Origin of the sequence: Marinobacterium lutimaris (assembly GCF_900108065.1) — a bacterium.
In the GTDB taxonomy this organism is placed as follows: domain Bacteria; phylum Pseudomonadota; class Gammaproteobacteria; order Pseudomonadales; family Balneatricaceae; genus Marinobacterium_D; species Marinobacterium_D lutimaris.
The window spans coordinates 1,579,548-1,598,617 of the sequence record NZ_FNVQ01000001.1 but is presented as its reverse complement, the minus strand read 5'-3'; the positions used below and the strand labels follow the sequence as shown (position 1 = coordinate 1,598,617).

Annotated in this window: 21 protein-coding genes; 20 read left to right on the top strand and 1 reads right to left on the bottom strand. The window is 55.6% G+C overall.

Features of this window, described 5'->3' with window-relative positions:
* The 4 genes from C4S72_RS07170 to C4S72_RS07160 are packed head-to-tail and all read left to right on the top strand — an operon-like array spanning position 1 to position 1,178.
* On the top strand, positions 1-294 hold the full coding sequence (locus C4S72_RS07170; protein ID WP_104002341.1) for a hypothetical protein: 294 nt from the start codon (positions 1-3) through the stop codon (positions 292-294).
* 38 nt (positions 295-332) lie between these two features.
* Positions 333-707: a hypothetical protein gene (locus C4S72_RS07165; protein WP_146071870.1), complete on the top strand. Its 375-nt coding sequence runs from the start codon at positions 333-335 to the stop codon at positions 705-707.
* Positions 634-789: a hypothetical protein gene (locus tag C4S72_RS26255; protein WP_456085543.1), complete on the top strand. Its 156-nt coding sequence runs from the start codon at positions 634-636 to the stop codon at positions 787-789. Before C4S72_RS07165 ends, C4S72_RS26255 begins: the two co-directional genes overlap by 74 nt.
* A gap of 5 nt (positions 790-794) precedes the next feature.
* Complete coding sequence (locus C4S72_RS07160) at positions 795-1,178, top strand: hypothetical protein (RefSeq protein ID WP_104002339.1); 384 nt, start codon at positions 795-797, stop codon at positions 1,176-1,178.
* Between the two features lie 3 nt (positions 1,179-1,181).
* Here the strand turns inward: C4S72_RS07160 and C4S72_RS07155 are convergent, their stop codons facing one another.
* Positions 1,182-1,931 (bottom strand): hypothetical protein, encoded by a 750-nt coding sequence (locus C4S72_RS07155; RefSeq protein ID WP_104002338.1) that lies wholly within the window; start codon positions 1,929-1,931, stop codon positions 1,182-1,184.
* Positions 1,932-2,290: 359 nt separating this feature from the next.
* Here C4S72_RS07155 and C4S72_RS07150 point away from each other — a divergent pair, with 359 nt between their 5' ends.
* From C4S72_RS07150 to C4S72_RS07075, 16 genes are all read left to right on the top strand, one after another.
* Positions 2,291-2,584, top strand: a complete 294-nt coding sequence (locus C4S72_RS07150; protein ID WP_104002337.1) for a BrnT family toxin — start codon at positions 2,291-2,293, stop codon at positions 2,582-2,584.
* Positions 2,585-2,614: 30 nt separating this feature from the next.
* On the top strand, positions 2,615-2,953 hold the full coding sequence (locus C4S72_RS07145) for a hypothetical protein (protein ID WP_104002336.1): 339 nt from the start codon (positions 2,615-2,617) through the stop codon (positions 2,951-2,953).
* A gap of 404 nt (positions 2,954-3,357) precedes the next feature.
* Positions 3,358-3,897, top strand: coding sequence for a terminase small subunit (locus C4S72_RS07140; protein ID WP_104002335.1), 540 nt, complete (start codon positions 3,358-3,360; stop codon positions 3,895-3,897).
* On the top strand, positions 3,881-6,997 hold the full coding sequence (locus C4S72_RS26000) for a phage terminase large subunit family protein (protein WP_235009067.1): 3,117 nt from the start codon (positions 3,881-3,883) through the stop codon (positions 6,995-6,997). The genes C4S72_RS07140 and C4S72_RS26000 overlap by 17 nt, the downstream gene beginning before the upstream one ends.
* 62 nt (positions 6,998-7,059) lie before the next feature.
* Positions 7,060-7,338: a hypothetical protein gene (locus C4S72_RS07125; RefSeq protein WP_104002334.1), complete on the top strand. Its 279-nt coding sequence runs from the start codon at positions 7,060-7,062 to the stop codon at positions 7,336-7,338.
* Positions 7,335-7,544: a phage head-tail joining protein gene (locus C4S72_RS07120; protein WP_104002333.1), complete on the top strand. Its 210-nt coding sequence runs from the start codon at positions 7,335-7,337 to the stop codon at positions 7,542-7,544. Before C4S72_RS07125 ends, C4S72_RS07120 begins: the two co-directional genes overlap by 4 nt.
* A complete protein-coding gene (locus C4S72_RS07115) occupies positions 7,541-9,049 on the top strand; it encodes a phage portal protein (protein ID WP_104002332.1) in 1,509 nt (502 codons plus the stop codon). The genes C4S72_RS07120 and C4S72_RS07115 overlap by 4 nt, the downstream gene beginning before the upstream one ends.
* Positions 9,050-9,091: 42 nt before the next feature.
* Complete coding sequence (locus C4S72_RS07110; protein ID WP_104002331.1) at positions 9,092-11,068, top strand: prohead protease/major capsid protein fusion protein; 1,977 nt, start codon at positions 9,092-9,094, stop codon at positions 11,066-11,068.
* A 36-nt stretch (positions 11,069-11,104) separates the two neighbouring features.
* Positions 11,105-11,440, top strand: a complete 336-nt coding sequence (locus tag C4S72_RS07105; RefSeq protein ID WP_104002330.1) for a DUF2190 family protein — start codon at positions 11,105-11,107, stop codon at positions 11,438-11,440.
* Positions 11,440-11,751: a hypothetical protein gene (locus C4S72_RS07100; RefSeq protein ID WP_104002329.1), complete on the top strand. Its 312-nt coding sequence runs from the start codon at positions 11,440-11,442 to the stop codon at positions 11,749-11,751. Before C4S72_RS07105 ends, C4S72_RS07100 begins: the two co-directional genes overlap by 1 nt.
* On the top strand, positions 11,751-12,386 hold the full coding sequence (locus tag C4S72_RS07095) for a hypothetical protein (protein WP_104002328.1): 636 nt from the start codon (positions 11,751-11,753) through the stop codon (positions 12,384-12,386). Before C4S72_RS07100 ends, C4S72_RS07095 begins: the two co-directional genes overlap by 1 nt.
* Positions 12,383-12,856 carry a hypothetical protein gene (locus C4S72_RS07090; RefSeq protein ID WP_104002327.1) on the top strand — a complete coding sequence of 158 codons (474 nt, stop codon included), beginning with the start codon at positions 12,383-12,385 and terminating at the stop codon, positions 12,854-12,856. Before C4S72_RS07095 ends, C4S72_RS07090 begins: the two co-directional genes overlap by 4 nt.
* Positions 12,849-13,130 carry a co-chaperone GroES gene (locus C4S72_RS07085; protein WP_104002326.1) on the top strand — a complete coding sequence of 94 codons (282 nt, stop codon included), beginning with the start codon at positions 12,849-12,851 and terminating at the stop codon, positions 13,128-13,130. Before C4S72_RS07090 ends, C4S72_RS07085 begins: the two co-directional genes overlap by 8 nt.
* A gap of 4 nt (positions 13,131-13,134) precedes the next feature.
* Positions 13,135-13,308 carry a hypothetical protein gene (locus C4S72_RS25740; protein ID WP_160115463.1) on the top strand — a complete coding sequence of 58 codons (174 nt, stop codon included), beginning with the start codon at positions 13,135-13,137 and terminating at the stop codon, positions 13,306-13,308.
* A gap of 13 nt (positions 13,309-13,321) precedes the next feature.
* The gene (locus C4S72_RS07080; RefSeq protein WP_104002325.1) at positions 13,322-14,071 is read left to right on the top strand and encodes a phage tail tube protein; all 750 of its coding nucleotides are present in this window, start codon (positions 13,322-13,324) and stop codon (positions 14,069-14,071) included.
* A gap of 327 nt (positions 14,072-14,398) precedes the next feature.
* On the top strand, positions 14,399-19,021 hold the full coding sequence (locus C4S72_RS07075; RefSeq protein WP_104002324.1) for a phage tail tape measure protein: 4,623 nt from the start codon (positions 14,399-14,401) through the stop codon (positions 19,019-19,021).
* The last annotated feature ends 49 nt before the right edge of the window (positions 19,022-19,070 follow it).

Genomic DNA, 19,070 nt, shown 5'->3' with positions numbered 1-19,070 from the left:
ATGGAAATGCAGGTAAGTCGTATTGATGGCGCGATGGTTTACATGGTTCAGGCTGTGCGGGCCGGGTTTGACGATTACCAGGTCGAAGGTGTTTTCACGGTTAGTGACGATGCTTTTGAGTACAGGCAGGCGCTCCTAAGAGAAGGCAGATTCCTTGATGTTGCTAAGCCTGAGTATGTCCCGATGAAAACAGTATTGGATCTACTGGTACGCGATCGACTTGGCGCTCTGTCGGACCAAATTAAGGCGCTTCTTGAGCTGCAGAAGGGCGCTGTCGAGGAGGATCATTTTTGAACCGGCTAGTGATTGTAATCGGGCTGGCGCTGATAGGTATGAGCGGTACCACCATCTGGGCGCTGATTTCGGCGAATCAAGAGATAGGCCGGCTGCAGGCCGATAACGAGACGCTTCGGTCAGGTTACGAGTACGCCGCCAATGAGCGCACCCAACTGGACCAGCTGTACGCAGCACAAAAAAGGGAGACATACCGTGTTCAGAGCAACCTGGAACAGCAGATTGACGCACTCAGGAACGCGAAGGCTGATGCGTGTGCTCACGCTGTTGTCACTGCCGATCGTATTAGCATCCTGCAGCAGCCAGTCTGGCTTGATACGTCCGGATCAATGCCCAGCGATACCGCAGAGCTTAATTCAGGAGACCCCCTACCCGGAGCGTCCGTCTCTGGGGACGAAAAACCTGGGGGTTGATGAATATGCCAAACGACTGGAGTTTCAGCTTTGGCAGTGCAATCTCGATAAAGCAGACCTCAGAGCATTAGGCGAGGAGTAGCAGCGATGGCGCGCACGATGATCGATCATGCCTGTGAAGGTTGTGGGGCGGTTAGAAAGGTCAGCCCTGACAAGCTGGCTCGTGGGCAGCAGAGACTATGCCGCAAGTGCCAGGGGCCAGCGGCAGCAGAGAAGCGGCGAATCGCCATGCTCAAGCGAGGCGGGCCAAAGCATGTGACGTTCGGGATCTGCAATGAGTGTCGCGGCATCTATGAAATGGCATCTATCGAGGATGATGGTTACTGTTGTGATAAGTGCCGTGAGAAAGCATCCAGCCGTGGGTGCAGCACCAGGGAGCTGGCTAAGCGCTATCTGTATGGCCCGTGGTCGCCGCGTCGGGTCGAGACATACAAGGGGCGCCAGCTGGCGCTGTTTGGTGACCGGATGTGAAAACTATTCCAGGTTTGGCGGTACACGCTCCAGCACCTTGATATATGCACTCAGGGCTTCTTGAACAAGATTTTGTTTCTCGTGATATGGCTCAATCAGCAGATAGAGAATCAGGGTTCGCATGGCTGCTTCATCGAAATACTGAACCCGGGATCTTGGGTTCACCTCTTCAGGAATTCCAGAACTCGATGCGTAAAGCATTCGGTTTCGCTCGTTAGCGAGCTTTTTGATGTGTTCAAATATGGAGTCGATACCTGCTTCTGTGGCTATCTTACTGATTTTGGCGTGATAGTCCGGAGGAAGACCGCCTTTCTCCTTTGAGAAAATTTGTAGAGGCGGAACAGGCTCCATATAAAACTGCTCATTATTGATCCGGAAAGGAATTTTATATTTCAGGACTTTCCGCTTCCCCTCCTCAGCAAAGCCCAATGTCACGGAAAAATCTGTAGCAGCGGGTAGAAATGCCGACGTGATCAACTCAACCATTGGCAGGACACCGGTCTTATGTACGTGATTCCGGATATTCAGTTTTTCACTGCCTGTATACTTTCTCTTTCGCAACGTGAGAAGTAATGCAGTTGCGGCTTCTTCCTGCGCCGTGATCGCAGAGAAAACGGCTAGCTCAGGCATTTCCTCTATCAGTTGCTTGGCTCTCTGAAGGTGCCGCAAGCAAGATCGAACAGCATGTCCTTCATGTCCGCCTACAGCTGAAGCGTTATCAAAAATGCTCTGCTGAAACTGTTCAGTGCCCATATCTGTCCTGGTCCCAATGAATTGCCGTATAAACCTTGCCTCATATTAAAAGGCATAGCTACTGGGTTCCCCTGTAGGCACGTTTGATGATCAGTCATGCCCGTGGGGGGGGAGGGGCGTGAGCCATGGCTATACCTGAAGCTGGTTGCTTATGTGCATGCATATACGTGACGGTATTAAAATTCTTTCTGTGAGGCTCATGGTTGTCACATCGTTTCGAGTCCTAAAAGTCCCGTTAATCGGCACTTTTAGAGATGGTTTGGTGATCGGTTGTATTGGTCATTTATGTGCCTTGTATATACATAAACGCATATTTTTGTATATACTTGTGGCGTAGGATCAATAAGGGAAGCGGCTCTGTGGCACTGATCATTTCTGAGAAAATACAGCAAAAACTGACACATAAGCACGGTGTGTCGCGAAAAGAAGTCGTACAGTGCTTTGCCAACAGAGATCGAGAGATAGATCCTTTAATTGATGATAGAGAGGAAAATAGAACAGATCCTCCTACACACTGGCTAATTGCTGAAACGGATCATGGAAGGCGACTAAAGGTCGTTTTTGTGGTCTGTGATGATCAAAATGTGTACTTAAAGACCGCATATGAGCCTAGTAGAAAGGAAATGCGGATGTTTTTCGGTGAAGACGAATAAGCACACAAAAAAACCATCTAGGGGATAGACATGAAAAATATCAAAGGTACCGATGAAGCCTGGGATAGTGGTCAGTTAGGCCAAGATCCGAAGCACGCGAAGCGGTCGCCGATTGATAATGGCGCTCTCGATGAAGCCGTAGGGCTGAAGTCAATCTCTGTGAGAATGCCAAACAGCCTGATCGACGACCTAAAGGCCATTGCGGAGATCAATGGTCTAGGATATCAGCCGCTCATGAAACAGGTTCTTACTCGATTTGTAGAGAGTGAAAAGAAGAAGGCGCTGCGAGAAAAGGCGAGCGAGGCTCGACGCAGAGCTGCAGAAGAATATAAAGATAGAGAAGAACCGCAAGCAGCAGTGTGCGGCTAACCATAGAAAGCCCAGCCCGAGAGCTGGGCTTTTTTGTGCCCACTATTCAGCAACATCACACCAGGTGACAGCACCAGCAACAGCGCGACAGCTCAAGCGGCAACGCTTAGTCGATCGAGCGCCAGCCATACCAGACCACGACAGCCACCAGGCACCAGCCAGACCAGCGCGAACGCGCGCGCAATCCATCGAACGACAACGGCGAAGGGCGGGCACCAGGCGCCGGGCCGCCCCTGGGCAGGTTCTATCTGGGCCACCCCACCCGTGCGAGGCCGTAGACCCGCCGAATCCGCGCACTCACCGATTTTTCGAGGATTGTTAAGTCCATCAAGCACTTGGCGGCGACAGACGACCGCCGCGGCAGGCGCTATGGTCGCGGGAGTCGAAAAGTCGGGTGTCTGGGTATGGCGAAAAGCGGAAGCAACCACAAAGGGGGTAACTCAGATGGTGGGTTTGGCACCATCTGCAACGGAACTGATCTGGCGCGAATCCTCGGGGTCAGCCGTCAGTCGGTAACCACCTTCACCAAGAAGGGGATGCCGGTCTACGACCATGAGGGTCACCGTAAGTCTCCGCGTTATGACTCTGCAGCCTGCATACGCTGGTGGAAGGACCTCGAACTACAAAAAGCGCGAGGCGGTAGCGATGCCGACGAACTGGATATAGATGAGATCCGACGCCGCACCGAGCTGGCGAAGATGAAAAAGGAAGAGATCAGCCTGGCCGTGGAAGAGGAGCGGTACGGCGACGTTGAAGCCATTCTGGAAGAGCTCGGCCACTCACTGGCGACGATCAGGGCCAGTCTGATGGCGCTGCCGAAATACGCTGCTCAGCTTGAGCATAAGGATGCCACCTTTATCGAAAATCGCCTTGAGGAAGAGGTTTACCGGATGCTGGAAGAACTGGCCGATTTCACGGTAGAGGATGATGACAGCAGCGATTGAACCGCTTCACTTCCGTTGCCGGCGCAACATACAGGTCCGGCTGCAGGATGCCATCCGCGCCAACCTGAAACCGCCCCCGAAACTCAACCTGGTTGAGTGGGCGGACGAATACCGCTACCTGCCTGATAACTCTGCTGAAGCTGGTAAGTGGCGAACTGACCGCGTGGAAGCTGCGCGTGAACCGATGATGTCTATCACCGATCCCAGCGTTCAGGAAGTGACGGTAATGTGTTGCATCCAGTTGATGAAAGCGCTGGCGCTTGATACGCCAATCCCAACTCCTGCCGGCTGGTTAACAATGGGTGATCTTCGCACGGGTGATCTCGTTTTTGGCGCAGATGGTAAGCCGTACCCGGTGCTCGGTAAGTCGGAGATAAAGACTGCCAATCGATGCTTTCGTGTCGAATTTTCTGACGGTACTAGCGTGGTGGCGGATGCCGGGCACAAGTGGCAGGTGGATGACAGCAGAACTCGGTCATCGACTCAGTGTACCCGCGTCACCAACACGCTGGAGATAAGCCAGGCATTCAAAAGCAATCTCGGCGGCGGACGGACTGCAAACCGGTACGCGATACCGCTTACAGCGCCGCTGGACCTGCCGGTAGCAGAACTGCCTATTGATCCGTACTTGCTGGGCGCATGGTTGGGAGATGGGCACAGCTATTCGTCGCGTATTACCAATCACGCCAAAGACCAGCAGATCATCGATGAGATAGTGGCCTGCGGGTATACCGCTGAACTGAAATCTGAAACAGATACCGGAACCAGAGAGTGGCTAGTCGGAACGGTGCGGCCTGATGATGAGTGCCCTTACGGCCATCCTATTGAGGATGGAAAGCGTTGCCGTACTTGTGCAAGCCTTCGCTCCAACCCAAGGAAAGAGAACCCGCAATACCGGGACAGAAAGCATAAGCGACTTCACCAACTGTTGAGCGAACTGGATGTGCTCCAGAACAAGCACATACCTGACAGCTATCTTCGCGCTAGCAAAGCTCAGCGGCTGGCACTGCTTCAGGGCTTGATGGACACAGACGGCACTATATCGAAACAGGGTCACCCGGCCTTTTGCACCAACAGCTTCGCTTTCGCTGCCCAGGTGATCGAACTGCTTAGGGGGCTTGGGCTTAAGCCGGTGCTGAAGCCAACAAAGCATGCGTTTCACATTACCTTTATGGCGTACTCAGACACACCATTGTTCCGATTGCACCGCAAACAAGCCAGGCTTAAAGATATCGCCGGCAACACCCGGGTCAGCGAATCAAAACGCCGCCGGATTACCAATGTGGCTGAGGTAGATCCAGTCCCTGTCCAGTGCATAGCTGTCGCTTCGCCAGACCACCTATATCTGTGTGGCGAGGGCATGATCCCCACTCACAATACCGAGTTAATGATCAATGCGGCCCTGTTCTATATGCACCAGGAGCCGTCGCCGATCATGTATGTGGCGCCGAAAAAGGAAACGGCTGAAGCCTGGTCGAAAGAGCGTCTGGTGAAGTCGGTCACCGCGACCCCGGCGGTGAGGGATATCTTCAGCAGCAACAGGCGGGGGCAGGGTAACACCATCCTGCAGAAGCAGTTCCCGGGCGGTCAGATCTCGATTGTATCGGCTCAGAACCCAACGGATCTGGCAATGCGCGCCTGTCGAATCATGCTGTTTGATGAGTGCGATAAGTACCCGCTGAACGTGGGGGCGACAGAAGGCGGCGCTGGTGGTGAGGGGGATCCGATCAACGTGGCTTGGGGTCGTGCCACTACCTACGGCTGGCGGGCCAAGAAGATCACCGCCTGCTCTCCAACGGTCGAAGGGCGCTCCCGTATTCATCAGGAGTACCTGAAGTCTGATCAGCGAGAATTTCACCAGCCCTGCCGGCATTGTGGGCACTCTGAGGCGCTGGATTGGTTTAAGCACGTAGATATTCCAGAAGATGAGCATGGGCAGCTGAGGCCGGAAAAGGCGCGCATCATCTGTCATGAGTGCGGCAACGTATGGTCAGAGAGTGATAGGTTCTGGTCAATCGCAAATCACAAATGGGTACCGAAGCGGCCGGAGGTGACACACCACCGCGGCTATAAAGCGTCTGCGCTCGCGTCTCCGTTCATATCAGTGGTGGCACTGGCGCGCGAGTTCGTGGATGCCGGCGACAATTCGCAGTCGTTGAAGGCGTTCTATAACACCCGTTTGGCTGATGTGTACCGCGAGAAAGGGGATGCGCCGGACTGGCAGCGCCTCTATGAGCGCCGTGAACACTGGAATATCGGCGAGGTGCCGCCGGGCGGCCTCATGATCACCTGCGGTATCGACGTTCAGAAAACCTATCTAATCTTTGAGGTGGTGGCCTGGGGGCGTAAAAAGCGTAGCTGGTCTATCGATACCGGTGTCATCGAGGGTCATATCTCTGAAGACCGGGTGAAAGAAGAGCTCTCCAAGTTTCTTGAAACCCGCTACACCAACCAGCACGGCATCGCCATGCCGATAGAGCTGGCGCTGATCGACTCATCGAACGATACCCAGGAGGTTTACAGCACAGTTGCCCAGATCGGTACACCCCGGTTAAGGGCGATCAAGGGGCAGGGATCACTAACCACCATGATCGGCAACCCTAAACCAGTGCAGATCACGATCGATGGTGTGCGCAAGGATGGCGGTATAAAGATGTGGCCACTGGGTGTCAACGTGCTGAAAGAGCAGCTGTACAAATGGCTGATGCTGGCGCGACCCACTGACGATTCCCTGGCTGCCGGTGGCGAGTGGCCAACCGGTTACTGCCACTTCCCTGAGTGGGATGAAGACTACTTCAAGCAGCTGACTGCCGAGATATTGGTCGAGCGGGCTGACAACAAAGGCTTCATGGTTCAGCGGTGGGAACGAATCCGCGACCATAACCACTTCCTTGACTGCCGCAACTATGCCCGTGCCGGATCCGCCATGCTGGGGCTTGATCGCATGGATGAAAATGACTGGCAGCAGCGTGAAGTCCGTTACGGTAAAGCCGGTGACTCGCAAGACAAACCATCCGATACCACCCCCCAACAGGTACCGGAGCAGCCCGCCAGCACGCCTAAGCGCAAGAAGCGCCCCGCTAAATTCTTCCGCAAGTAGGGAATTGTTTTCGACGCCGATCACCGGAGACTCGGTGGCATATATCAATGCCGGAGCGAGTCATGAACCTCACCCGAAGCCAGTTGGTCGCCGTGTTCAACGAGTGGGCCACCCGTTACGCCGATAACCCGGACGAATTCGAAGAGATCCTTGATGACGATGGAGTTCCGGTCGAGGACTACGGTGAGCGTTGCGCGGTTTATATCCAAAAGGTCGCTGAAGAGATGGAAGGCAGCGGAATTCTGCCTTTGCCTGATGCGATTACTGACGAAAACGGTCTGTGTATCTCTTCCTATGAAGCAGGCCCGGTGTCGTATCCGCGTGAAGAGGTGTGTGAATGACCACCTTCACCACAGATCAACTCGCCAACCTCAAAAAGGCATACGCCCGTGGCGTACTGCGTGTGCGCGAGGGTGATACCTGGATTGAGTACCAGTCCATGAAGCAGATGCGCGAAGCGATCGAACTGATGGAAACGGAACTTGGTATTGAGCACGCCAACAAGCCCCGGGGTGTTCGCCGGGTACGCTTTGGGACGGTTAAATGAACCTGATCGATAAATGGTATGAAGTCGTTAAGCCGAGCAAGGCGGTAGAGCGTCAGCGGGACCGCATGATGCTGACCGCGCTGCGCGACTACGACGCTGCCCGGCCTACTCGAACCTCCGGCGGTTATAAGCGCACCGGTGGGCGTGCGGCTGAAGAGGCGGCGCGGGGTCACAAAGGCTTAGCCGGCGGCGCTCAGGATCTGGTGCGTAATACCGCCATCGGTAATCGAATCAAGGCAGTGATCGCTTCCAACATGGTTGGCGACGGCATCAAGCCCAACTATATCGGCGGATCTGAGCGCCGGGTGAAGAAGTACAAAACCACCTTTGACGAATGGGCCAGCAGCACCGCCTGTGACTACGAAGGGCACTACAACTTGTGGGGGTTACAGCACCTATGGGCCGGTACCGTCGTAGAGTCTGGCGGCGTATTTATTCGTCGCGTCATGAACAACGCCCTCGCATTTCCGCTGGTCCTGCAAACGCTGGAACAACAGTACCTGGACGAAAGTAAGTCCGGCTTCACCGATGGCGGTGGCGAGATTGTCAGCGGCATTCAGTACAACGGCGACGGCATCATCCAGGGATACTGGCTGAAGACCCGGCTGACCACCCGGCTGCACTACGAAGAGAGCAAGTATTACCCGGCCAGCGAGATTATCCATATCTACTGGAAAGATCGCCCGGGCCAACACCTTGGCGTTAGTTGGTACCACCCGGTTGCCGACCTGATCAACCAGCGTCAGGAATGGCGAGACGCGACCCTGCTTCTACAGCACATGGCAGCCTGCTTTGGTGTGATCATTAAAGAACCGCCAAAGGATATGGGGCTGGGTGATAAGTCCAACCCGCTGCGCGATGAAGACGGCACCCCATACTCAGAAATCGAGAAGGGGATGATCGCTTATGTCGATCAGAACACCGATATCACCACCGTCACCCCGCCGAATCTGAACCAGACCACCGATTTCAATGGTGACGTTCTTCAAGATATCGCCGTGGGTGTTGGCACTACCCGCGAACAGATAACCGGCGACTTCAGCAAGGTGACCTGGGCGTCTGGCCGTCTGGCGCGTGGCGAGTTCTACACCAACCTGGACCGCTGGCAGAACTTCATGATGCTGCCAGGCCTGAACCGCGTTCACGATTGGTTCGATGAAATCTACACCGTCACATCTGGTAAGCCGAACGTAACCCGCAAATGGGTGCTTCCGCCCCGATCTGCCGTCAATCCGAAAGAAGAGCTTGAGGTGGATATCCGCAAGGTGCGCACCGGCGCCATGACGCCACAGCAGTTCACCCAGAAATACGGACTCAAGTTCGAGGATGCAATCGAGGCCTGGAAAGAAGCCAAAACGACCATGGGTGATCTGCCGTTCGACTTCGATCCGAGCAAGTTCAGCTTTGCCGGTAATCAGCTGGATAACAACGACTCGGCCAGCAGTAATAGCGACAGCAATGCTGGCGCAAATAAAGACGATTCCACAACAGACACCCCCGAGTAACGGCTGTACAAATGGCCAGTAATTGAAACAGGGAGACGGAGTATGCCGACCCGCAAAGAGCAGATGCCAAACCTTAAGGGTAAGGCGTTTTTCAAGCCGGACACGGTAGATCATGAAAACCGGACGGTTGAAGTGGTGTTCACCACCGGCGAAGAGGGGGAGCGCTACGACTGGTGGAATGACTCCCGTTTTCTTGAGTCGCTTGAAGTCAGCGACAAGGCCATTCGGGCTGAGCGTCTTGATAAAGGCCTTAGTGTTCTGGACAGCCATAACCGATACGCCGGGATTGATGCTGTTCTCGGCGTGACGGAAGAGTGGCGTATCGAGGGTGGTCAGCTGGTCGGCACCTGCCGTTTCAGTCGCAATCATGAAGACGTTTTCAATGATGTGGCTGACGGAATTCTTCGCCATGTGTCGCTGGGCTACCGGATCTACGAATACCAGGTGGGGCGCCCAGCCGGCGGCACCGAAAAACGCAAAGCAGTCGACTGGGAACCGCTGGAACTGTCCATCGTCCCGGTCAGCTTTGAAACCACGAACGGTACCCGTGAGGCCGAGCGTGCGAATACCGAAACTCACGAAGTCAAACTGACAATTAAGGTGGATGAGATGCCGAAACCTGTAGACGACAAGCGCGAAGATGCTCCGCAGGATCAGCCTGCTACCGAGCAGCGCAAAACTCCGGCTGAACCGCAGAATCGCGCTGTTGATACAGAGCAGGTTGCGGCCAATGCCCGGGCTCAACTCAACCCGATGCTGGAAGCCTCCCGTGCTGCTGGCCTGGACGATAACTTTGCCATCGACGCCTTTGGCCGTGGTGTGGCGATCGATGAATTCCGCAAACAGGTGCTCGACAAGATGGCCGAAACCCGCCAGGCGGGCGATCTGAAGTCTTACGGTACCGACCTGGATCTGCGCTCTGATGGTCGTCGTGATCACGGTGAGGCGCTGGTTCGTTCCGCTGAAGAGTATCTGATGGTTCGCGCCAACGTGGGTGGAGCCAAGATGACCGATGGCGCCCGCGAATTCTCCGGCATGACCATGATGGAAATGGCCCGCGACCTGCTGGCGCGTCAGGGCGTCAGCATCCGTGGTATGTCTCGCCAGAAGATCGCGGAGCGTGCGCTGCACTCGACAAGTGACTTCCCGCTGATTCTTGAAAACGTAATGAACAAGAATTTGCTGGACGCCTACAACGAAACCCCGCGTACCTTCCAGCGGCTGGGTCGTCGCGCCACCGTGAACGATTTCCGCGAGAAGCACCTGTACCGCCTTGGTGATGCGCCGTCCCTGCTGCCGCTGGGTGAACACGGCGAGTACAAGGCTGGCACCTTCTCTGAACAGAAAGAGAAGTACGCCATCAGCACCTTTGCCCGCAAAATCGGCTTCACCCGCCAGATGCTGATCAATGACGATATGAACGCCATTGATCGTACCCCGCGGATGTTTGGTCCGGCTGGCGCTCGCCTCGAAAGCGATATCGTTTGGGGCCTGCTCCTGAACTACGACTTCATCAAAGGCGCAGCCGCTAACCACAAAATGTCCGATGGTAAGGCGCTGTACCATGCCGATCACGGCAACCTGCTTACCAGCGGTTCTGCTTTGAGCAAGGCTGCGCTCACCGCCCTGCGCGTTCTTGGCCGCAAGCAGAAGACTGTAGACGGCCAGTTCATGAACATCATGTACGACGCGATTGCGGTACCTGAAGAGCTAGAAACCACCGCGGAAGACCTACTTTTGCCGCGTATCGTGGCCGCGAAGATCGAAGACCAGGCACCGCGTCAGCGTATGGAAATCGTCGTTGAGCCGCGCCTGTCTGTAATCGACCCCGCTGCCTGGTACGCCTTCAGTGCGATGGCTGACACTTTCGAGTACGCCTACCTCTCCGGTGAAGAGGAGATGTACACCGAAGTGAACACCAGCACTGACGTGGATGGTCTGGAAATCAAAGTTCGCAAGGACTTCGGGGCAGGTCTGATCGACTGGCGCGGTATGGCCAAGGCAACCGGCGCTGAATAAGCGCCGGACACCTCTTACAGGTACAGGAGATAAGTGATGAAAAACTTCGTACAGAAGGGTGAAACAGTCGATTTTATTGCACCGACTGGTGGTGCTGCTGCGGGCATCCCCCTGGTAGTTGGTTCACTGGTTGTCATTCCGGTGCTTTCGGTGCCGGAAGGTTATGAGTGCGTAGGCACGGTGGAAGGCGTGTTCAATCTGCCAAAGCTGTCCACCGACACCCCTGGCCAGTTTGGCAAGGCCTACTGGGATGCGACCAACGGTTACGTGACCACCACTGCCACAGATAACACCGAAATCGGTGTGTTTATGGAAGCTTTGGCCTCCGGTACCACTGAGGCCGATGTTCGCCTTAATGGCGTGGCGGTCTAATGTCCCTTTTGCGTGACATCATGGATGAGAACCAGAGCGTCGTTAATGACGTTCTGGGTCACGCTTCTATTCTGATCAACGCCACCACCGAGGAAGAAACCCCGGTGATGGTGGTGATCAACCGCAAAGTAGAACTGTACCAAGACGGCATGTTCGGCGGCATTGTCGCCACCGGTACCTTTGACCGGGCCAACAGCGATCCTAAGCTGGGTGACACGCTGAAGGATCTGGAAACCGGCATCGATTACCTGCTGGAAGCCGTTAAGGACGAAACCCCCGCCAAGCTGGTGTTCATTATCGGAGAGCGGTAATGGCCAGGTATCAAAGCAGCGGCGCCCACCTGTTCGACTCTGCAGCCTTTGAACAGATCAAGTCCAAGCTGAAAAAGCGCGAAGATGAAATAGAGGCCGCGCTGGCCGATGCCGTCAACTTTGCCGCTGAAGACACCGTTACTTTGACTGCCGAAGAGTGGAACGCCTACTTCCGCATCAAATCCGATTACATCGGTAACAAGGTGCGCGTAATGCGCAGGGCCAGCCCTGGGCGGCTAGAGGCGGTGGTAGGTGCCCGTTCACGCGCAACCCGCGCGGATAACTTCGATTACAAGGTCATGCCGGGTCGCAAGGGTGTCCGGCTGCGCGTGCGGCGTGGCAGAAGTGGTGGGGTACTTAGAAACGCATTCGTGATCCCTCGCGCAAAGTCCAACGGCAAGCCGCTGATCATAGAGCGCCTGGTGAAGTACAAGAAGGGCGAAGCGCGCAACTTCAAGCATGGTGGCAAGGAGAGAGCGGAACAGTTCGGTCGCGTTCGGACGGCGGAACAGTTGCGCTTCAAGGCGCTTTACGGCCCATCGGTGAACCAGCACTTCTATGACTCCCGCGCCCGCGTTGCACCCAGGGCTATGAGCGAAGCCAAACAACGATTTATGAAGGCGATAGGCGCATGAACAAGACCAGCGATATTCTGGAAGGGCTCGATTTTATCAAGAGTCGATTGGAAACCATTTCTACTGCCAACGGCTACAACCACAGCCCGAACATCAAGCGTGGCTGGTTGGAGTTTATCTTCAGTAATAAGAACCGCCACCGTGAGCCGATCGCCTTTCCGGTCATTGCTTACCGTCCTAAGACAAGCGCCCCGCAAAACGCCACCGCGGGTAATGAAAGCCTTATTGATGTGGTGACTGTGCATATCGATGGCGCCGTCTCCGTCAAGGATTCTGAAGACTCGGTAACCGATCTGCTTAACCTGCTCAAAGACGTTCGCCGTTCACTTGTTTTCGACCCTGAAAACCAGAGACTGAAGATCTCAGATTTGACCATTCAGGACTGTCCTTTCGATACGCCTGAATCGGGTGATGACTACGCATTTTTCAGCCAGGCAATCAGTTTCAGGGTGACAGAACAATATGCTTAAGCCGATCCGCGACAACATCGTTTTGAAAGTAATTGAACAGGAAGCGAAGACTGCTGGTGGCATCGTTTTGCCAGGCTCTGCGCTGGAGAAGCCCTACCGCGGCGAAGTGGTAGCGGCCAACGAATCTTTCACTATGCCGGATGGCTCGGTGAAGGAGTGCGAAGTCAAAGTGGGCGATACCGTCTACTTCGGCAAAACCCATGGTACCGAAGTGAAGCAGGGCGATGAAAACTACCTGGTGATCTCGGAAGAGTTCATTCTGTGCAAGGAGTAAGACCGTGACAGAAACAACCAAGGCGACTGAAGCCGCAAACGATACCGCCAAAGTCACCGTGACTGTCACGGCTGAGGCTGGCACTACCTTCGCCCGTAAGGAATACAAGAAGGGCGCAAAAATCACCTGCACACCGGGCCAGGCCAACATCCTGAAAGCCCAGCGTGTGGCTGAATAAAGGAGAGTAAGCCATGTCTGTACTGGTGAACGAATACTACAAGGGCAAGGGCACCGGCTACCTGCGTAAGCGCTCAGGTACCGAGGGTTTGCTGCCGATGGGCAACGCTTCCGAGATCTCTATTGCGATCTCCGTGGCCACCCAGCAGATGCAGGATTATGAGAATGCCGGTGGCGGCTTGGCCGATCAGCAGGACTCTATTGAGTCCATGACTGCGACCATTACCCTGACCAACCTCAGCCCCTCCAACGTGGCGCGCTTGACCGCAGGTAAGGCCACTGAGGTAACCGGCGGTGCACAGTCTGCCGAGGCTCATACCGTTGGTATTCAGGGCTCTTTGGTCAAGCTCGATCACGTACCGGATATGTCCGATACCGTCACTGTGACCAATACCGGCGCTTCTACCACATACGTGGAAGGCACCGACTACGAGCTGAAGAACGGCGGTATTCTGATCCTTGAAGGTGATATTGCCGACGCCGCTGATATCGAAGTCAGCTATACCGCGCTGAACTCCCGTACCGTGGAAATGCTGCTGGAAGTGGGAGAAGAGTACGAGTTTTACTTCGACGGCCTCAACGAAGTGCGTTCCGGTAAACCGCACCTGGGCACTTTCCACCGCTGCAAGCTGTCTCCGACCGGTGGCCTGCCGTTGATCTCTGACGACTACGCTACGGCTCAGTTCACGGTTTCCATCCTGCGTGATGACACCGTATCCGGTTCTGAAAAGTCGAAGTACGCGAACATCAAAATGGCGGCGTAATGCATCCCTGCTTTACCGGAAAGGGCCGCCAGTGCGGCCCTTTTTTGTTGCCTCAGTATTGGCTCAGCGCATGACGCCAGTATCAGATGCCCACACTCTCCCGCAGCGCCGGCACTCGAACACCTTCCCGTACTCATTGGTGCATAGATATTTCCACTTATGGCCAAGGATTTTGCAAAACGGCCGGAAGATGAATCGCATAAGACCTCCTTGTCTAGGGGCGATTGGTATTGAGGCTAGCGCTTTCAGTGCGCGAACGCACCTGACAGACAGGCATTTTTGTTCAGCTTATAACGGTTATTTGCCCCGCAAAAACAGGTAGTCGAGATGGCCAGCAACGGAAAGAATGACGATATCGTAAAACTCATCATCCAGGGCGAGGATGAGTATTCCAGCGTCTCGGAAGAAGTGCGCCAGGAGCTGGTCGAACTATCAGGCCAGGCTGAAGAAACCCAGCAGGCCTTTACCGAGATGCAGCGGGCACTGGACCTGTCCGAAACCTACCGGGAGCAAGAAGCCGAAGTACAGCGCCTGTCAGAACTGCAGGCCAGGGCTCGCCAGGAGGTTGACCGGCTCGCCAAGGCCAACAAGGAAGCCAACGGCGAAAACCTGAAAACCGCCACTTCACTGGCTAAGGCTCGGGCCGAAATGGCCTCTTTCCGCACCGCTACCAACCGGGCTCAGAAAGAGTTCGATAAGACTGCGGGTTCCCTGCGTAGCATGGGGTTGTCCATCAAAGACGTGGATGAACAACAGTCTCTCATGCAGCGCTCATCTGAGCGCATGGCCGCGGAGCTGGAGGAAGTTCGTAAGAAGCAGGACAGCCTGGTATCCAGCGGCAAGGAACAGGCGGATGCCGCGCGCGATCAGGCCAAGGCACAGGCCGATTATAACGAGGAGATCCGAAAGCAGGGTGACATGCTGACGCAGCAGTATCGCGCCTACACCCGGCAGCGTGAAGAGCAGGCCAGAGTTACTGCTGAAACCGAAAAACTGACCACCGAGATTCGCGACCAGATCGGGCAGTTGGAGCGCGGCGAGATCAGTTGGCAGGACTACCAGCGCCGGGTACGCGATGCGGGCACCAGTGCCGATCTGACACGTAAACAGGTCGCAGATATCAGCCGCTCCATGGAGGAACAGGTGGTATCTGCTCGCCGTTCCAACCAAGCTCTGCGAGAACAGGAAGCAGAAACCAAGCGCGTAGAGAAGGCAACAGAACGGTACAGTCTGGCCCTGAAAAAACTGGTGGAGGATTACCGCCAGGGCAATATAGATTCAGAGCGCTTTGAGCAGTCCACCGAAGAGCTTCGCCAGAAGTTTGACCTTACCGAAGATCAGGTGCGGAAAACGCGACAGGAGATGAGCGCCTATGTCACCCAGATTGAGCGTGCGCCAGGGGTGACCGATAGAGCCAACAAGTCCACCGATAGCTTAGCCAAAATGACCCGCCGGCTGGCGCAGGCTTATGCGGTGCTGTTGTCGGCTCAACGATCTGCGCAGGCCGTGGCTGGTGGATATGGCGCCTATGTTGAGCAGGAAAACGCTATGCTCGGCCTTCAGAAAACCACCGAACTGGCCGGCTTCGAAATCAACGGATTGGCCGATGAGATGCGGCGCCTGTCGCGGGATGTGACGCCAACCACCGCGGCAGAACTGCTCAATGTAGCCGAGTCCGCAGGGCGTATGGGTATTCAGGGAGCCGAGAATATCCGCGAGTTCACCACCTCTATCGATGCGCTGTCATCCGCTACCGACCTGGCCGGCGATGAGACCGCCGAGGCGATTGCGCAGATCCTGAACGTGACCGGCGAGGCCCAGAGTAATGTCCGTGGTGTTTCTTCAGCCATCGCTGAACTGGGTAATACCAGCGCGACCACTGAAGAGCAGATTGTCCACTTCGCCAAGCGCCTGGCCTCGGATACCGCCAGCGTCAACCTGACCAGCGCCGAGGTACTTGGCCTGAGTGCTGCGATGGCGGAAATGGGCTTGCAGGCCGAGGGGACTGGTACCGTTATCGGCCGTACCTTCCGTTATATTGCAGATGCGGTGCAGGGCGGTGGCGCTCCCATGGAGCAGTTGCAGCGGATCACCGGCAAGACCGCTGAAGAGATCGAAAACGCTTTTGGTGAAGATAAAGTTCAGCTATTTGCAGACTTTGTAGCTGGCATGGGCCGCATGCAGGATGGTGGCGCTACGCTTAACCAAATCCTCTCTGATTTGGGCATCAAGTCTGATGAGAACGCCCGTATCCTCGGCCTGCTGACCCAGCGCCACGAGGGGCTGACAGCGGCAGTTGATCGTTCCAACGCGGCCTTTGACCAAGGTAATGCGCACTTCGAGGAGATGGCCAAGAAGGCAGCCTCTCTGGAAAGTGGATTCACCCGTTTAGCCAACCGTGCCAGGACGCTGCAGGCGGCCATGGGTGAGGCGTTCGCGGATGACCTGTCTCGCAAGCTGGATGAGCTGAATGATGGGACTGATAACCTCGAAGAGGGTATTGCTGAGCTCGGTGAGTTGGTCGCCGATTTGGTTCTGCAGCTTGCTGACTTCATCGGCACTATCAATGGTATAGGGAAGTCGCTGGGGGCTCTTCTCGGTGATGTAAGTTTGTTTGACGGCTTGCTCACCGGCTTATCGATGACAATTGACCGGGTTTCCGCCTATGTGGATTTGCTGGTCGGTGGTTTTGCTCAGCTCGGTATTGCATGGAATGAGTTCTTTGGCGACACCGAAGACGTAGAGAAGTGGCGCAAGATACAGGAAGACGCCTTCGATCGTATCGAAAGTAAGGTGAAGCGCTACAACGACAACCTGGACCGACTGAATGGTGAATCATCACGCGCGTTCCAAGACCTCCGCGATACCTATAACGAAAACCGCGATGCGCTTGACCGAATGGATGCTGCCCAGCGCCAGGCGGCTGAAACCATCATCAACACCACCGGTTATCTTGAGGGTAACGATGCCGCCTACCGTGATCTGACCCGGGCGATTCAGCGCGCCGCGGGCGAGAAGCGGATCCTTAAAGACCTGACGGACGAAGAGAACGCGCTGCTCAACAACCATATCGCCATGCTCAAGGCGCAAGGCGTTGAGGAAGAGGAGGCGATTCGCCGCGCCAAGGAGTACGCGACCGAGCGCAAGCGGACGGCAGAACAGGAAGCGCAATCCGATACCGTCCGCATAAAGGTTACTCAGGAGGTGCGCCAGGAACTGGACTACCTCTCTGAGAGCCTGGAGCGCAAGGCCAGCACGGCTGAGTCATCCGCTTCACGCTCTGCGCAGGCCGCTGAATCTGAAGCTGGCGCCGTGTCCAAAATCAGCGACTCGCTGAACGAGGCAACCGGAAGCGTCAACGACTTTGAAACTCAAGCCATCGCAAGCTTTCAGGCGTTCGCTGACCGCGGCGTTTACTCCTCCAACCAGGTGCTGCAGGCCTTCTCTTCAACGCTGGACGGAATCCAATCGAATGATGCGGTAGATCAGCTGACAGACAGCCTTCGACAGCTTGGTGCTCAGGGTGTGCTTTCTTCCAATGAGATGGATGCCGCGCTGGAACTGGTAGATACCCGGCTTAAAGAGATCAATGAAGGTGTCGGCGCCGCCTGGAAGGCGCTGAAGCTGGACGTTGATGCGGTAACCGGTTCACTGACTGAGCAAGGCCGTGTCGCGACAGAAAGCTTCAGGGTTCTGGTTGAGTCTGGGCGGTACACCTCCGATCAGTTGAAACAGGCTTTCGACGCTGCGCTATCACAGACCACCACCCGGGCTGATGTCGAAGCGCTTATAGCAGTGCTTCAAAAGGCTGCCGAAGAGGGACGCCTGACCGGTGAGGCGCTGCAGCAGGCGTTTGATCTGGCCACCGGAAAGGCCCGCGAAGCCGCGACTGAGATCGATGAAGCTTTCTCTGCGCTCGGCCTCAATATGGAGGAGGTCACCAACCAGGTCACTGAGGGCAGCAAGAAAGCCACAGAGGCGTTCGTTGATATTGCAAGGTCGGGCGAATATAGCGGCGCCGTTATCCAGCAGGCGTTCGATGCGGCCCTTTCAAGAACGCGCACTCAGGCTGATGCCGAACTGCTTAAGCAGACGCTCAAGGAATTGGGTAGTGAAGGCACCCTGTCCGGAAAGGCTCTGACCGACGCCTACCAGGGCGCAGACTCCCAGATCAAAAAGCTGAAAACCGAACTGGATAATACGCGCGGGGCGGCGCGCGGGGCTACTGATGAAATCGAAGACCTGAACCGGGAGATCGAGAAAACCGAAAAGGTCGGCACCGGTTCCATCGGCGAACTGATAAAAGAGATCCGCAAACTGGTAGAAGAGGTCGGCAAGCTGGCGGATGGCTTCAAGGAAGCGGGTGATGAAGCCGAGCGGATGAAAGAGAGAGCCAATCGCAACAGCAGCAACAGTGACGACGATGACAACGAAGTCATCAACCGGCCGATGCGCGATCAGGTGGCTGACAGGCTGCGCGCCCAAGGCCGTGGAGATGCCGCTGATCTGCTGCTGCAGAACATTGCCGCCGGCGATGTTCCGAGCAACACCGGTATAGGCATAGACGGCTGGAACCGCTGGTGGGATCAAGCCCAGCAGCAAGCGCTCAAGCAGGCGGATGCGGTGCAGGGCAAATATGATGAGCTGGCGCGGTACCAGCGAGATATTGCCGCCGGCGATGTTAAAGCAGCCGAGGCCCTGCTGGCGCAGAGAAACCGCTTTGCTGATCTGGAAGCTGACCTAGTGGGTATCGTGACCCAGGCCTCCAATCTTGTGAACAGCAATCAGGGGCCACTGCAGCAGCCGGGTCAGCAGGTACAGGCTCCGGCGTCCAATGAAGTGGTGGTTAAATTCGATATCAGTGGTCGGCAGTATCCGGGGCGTTTCGAGCCATCAGTCGCCTCTAGTCTGTTGGATGAACTTGAAGGCCTGGCCAGTGTTTCGCGCTAACAGACAACACTAGAACCCCGCTGTAAAACGGGCACCTATAGCAAGACTG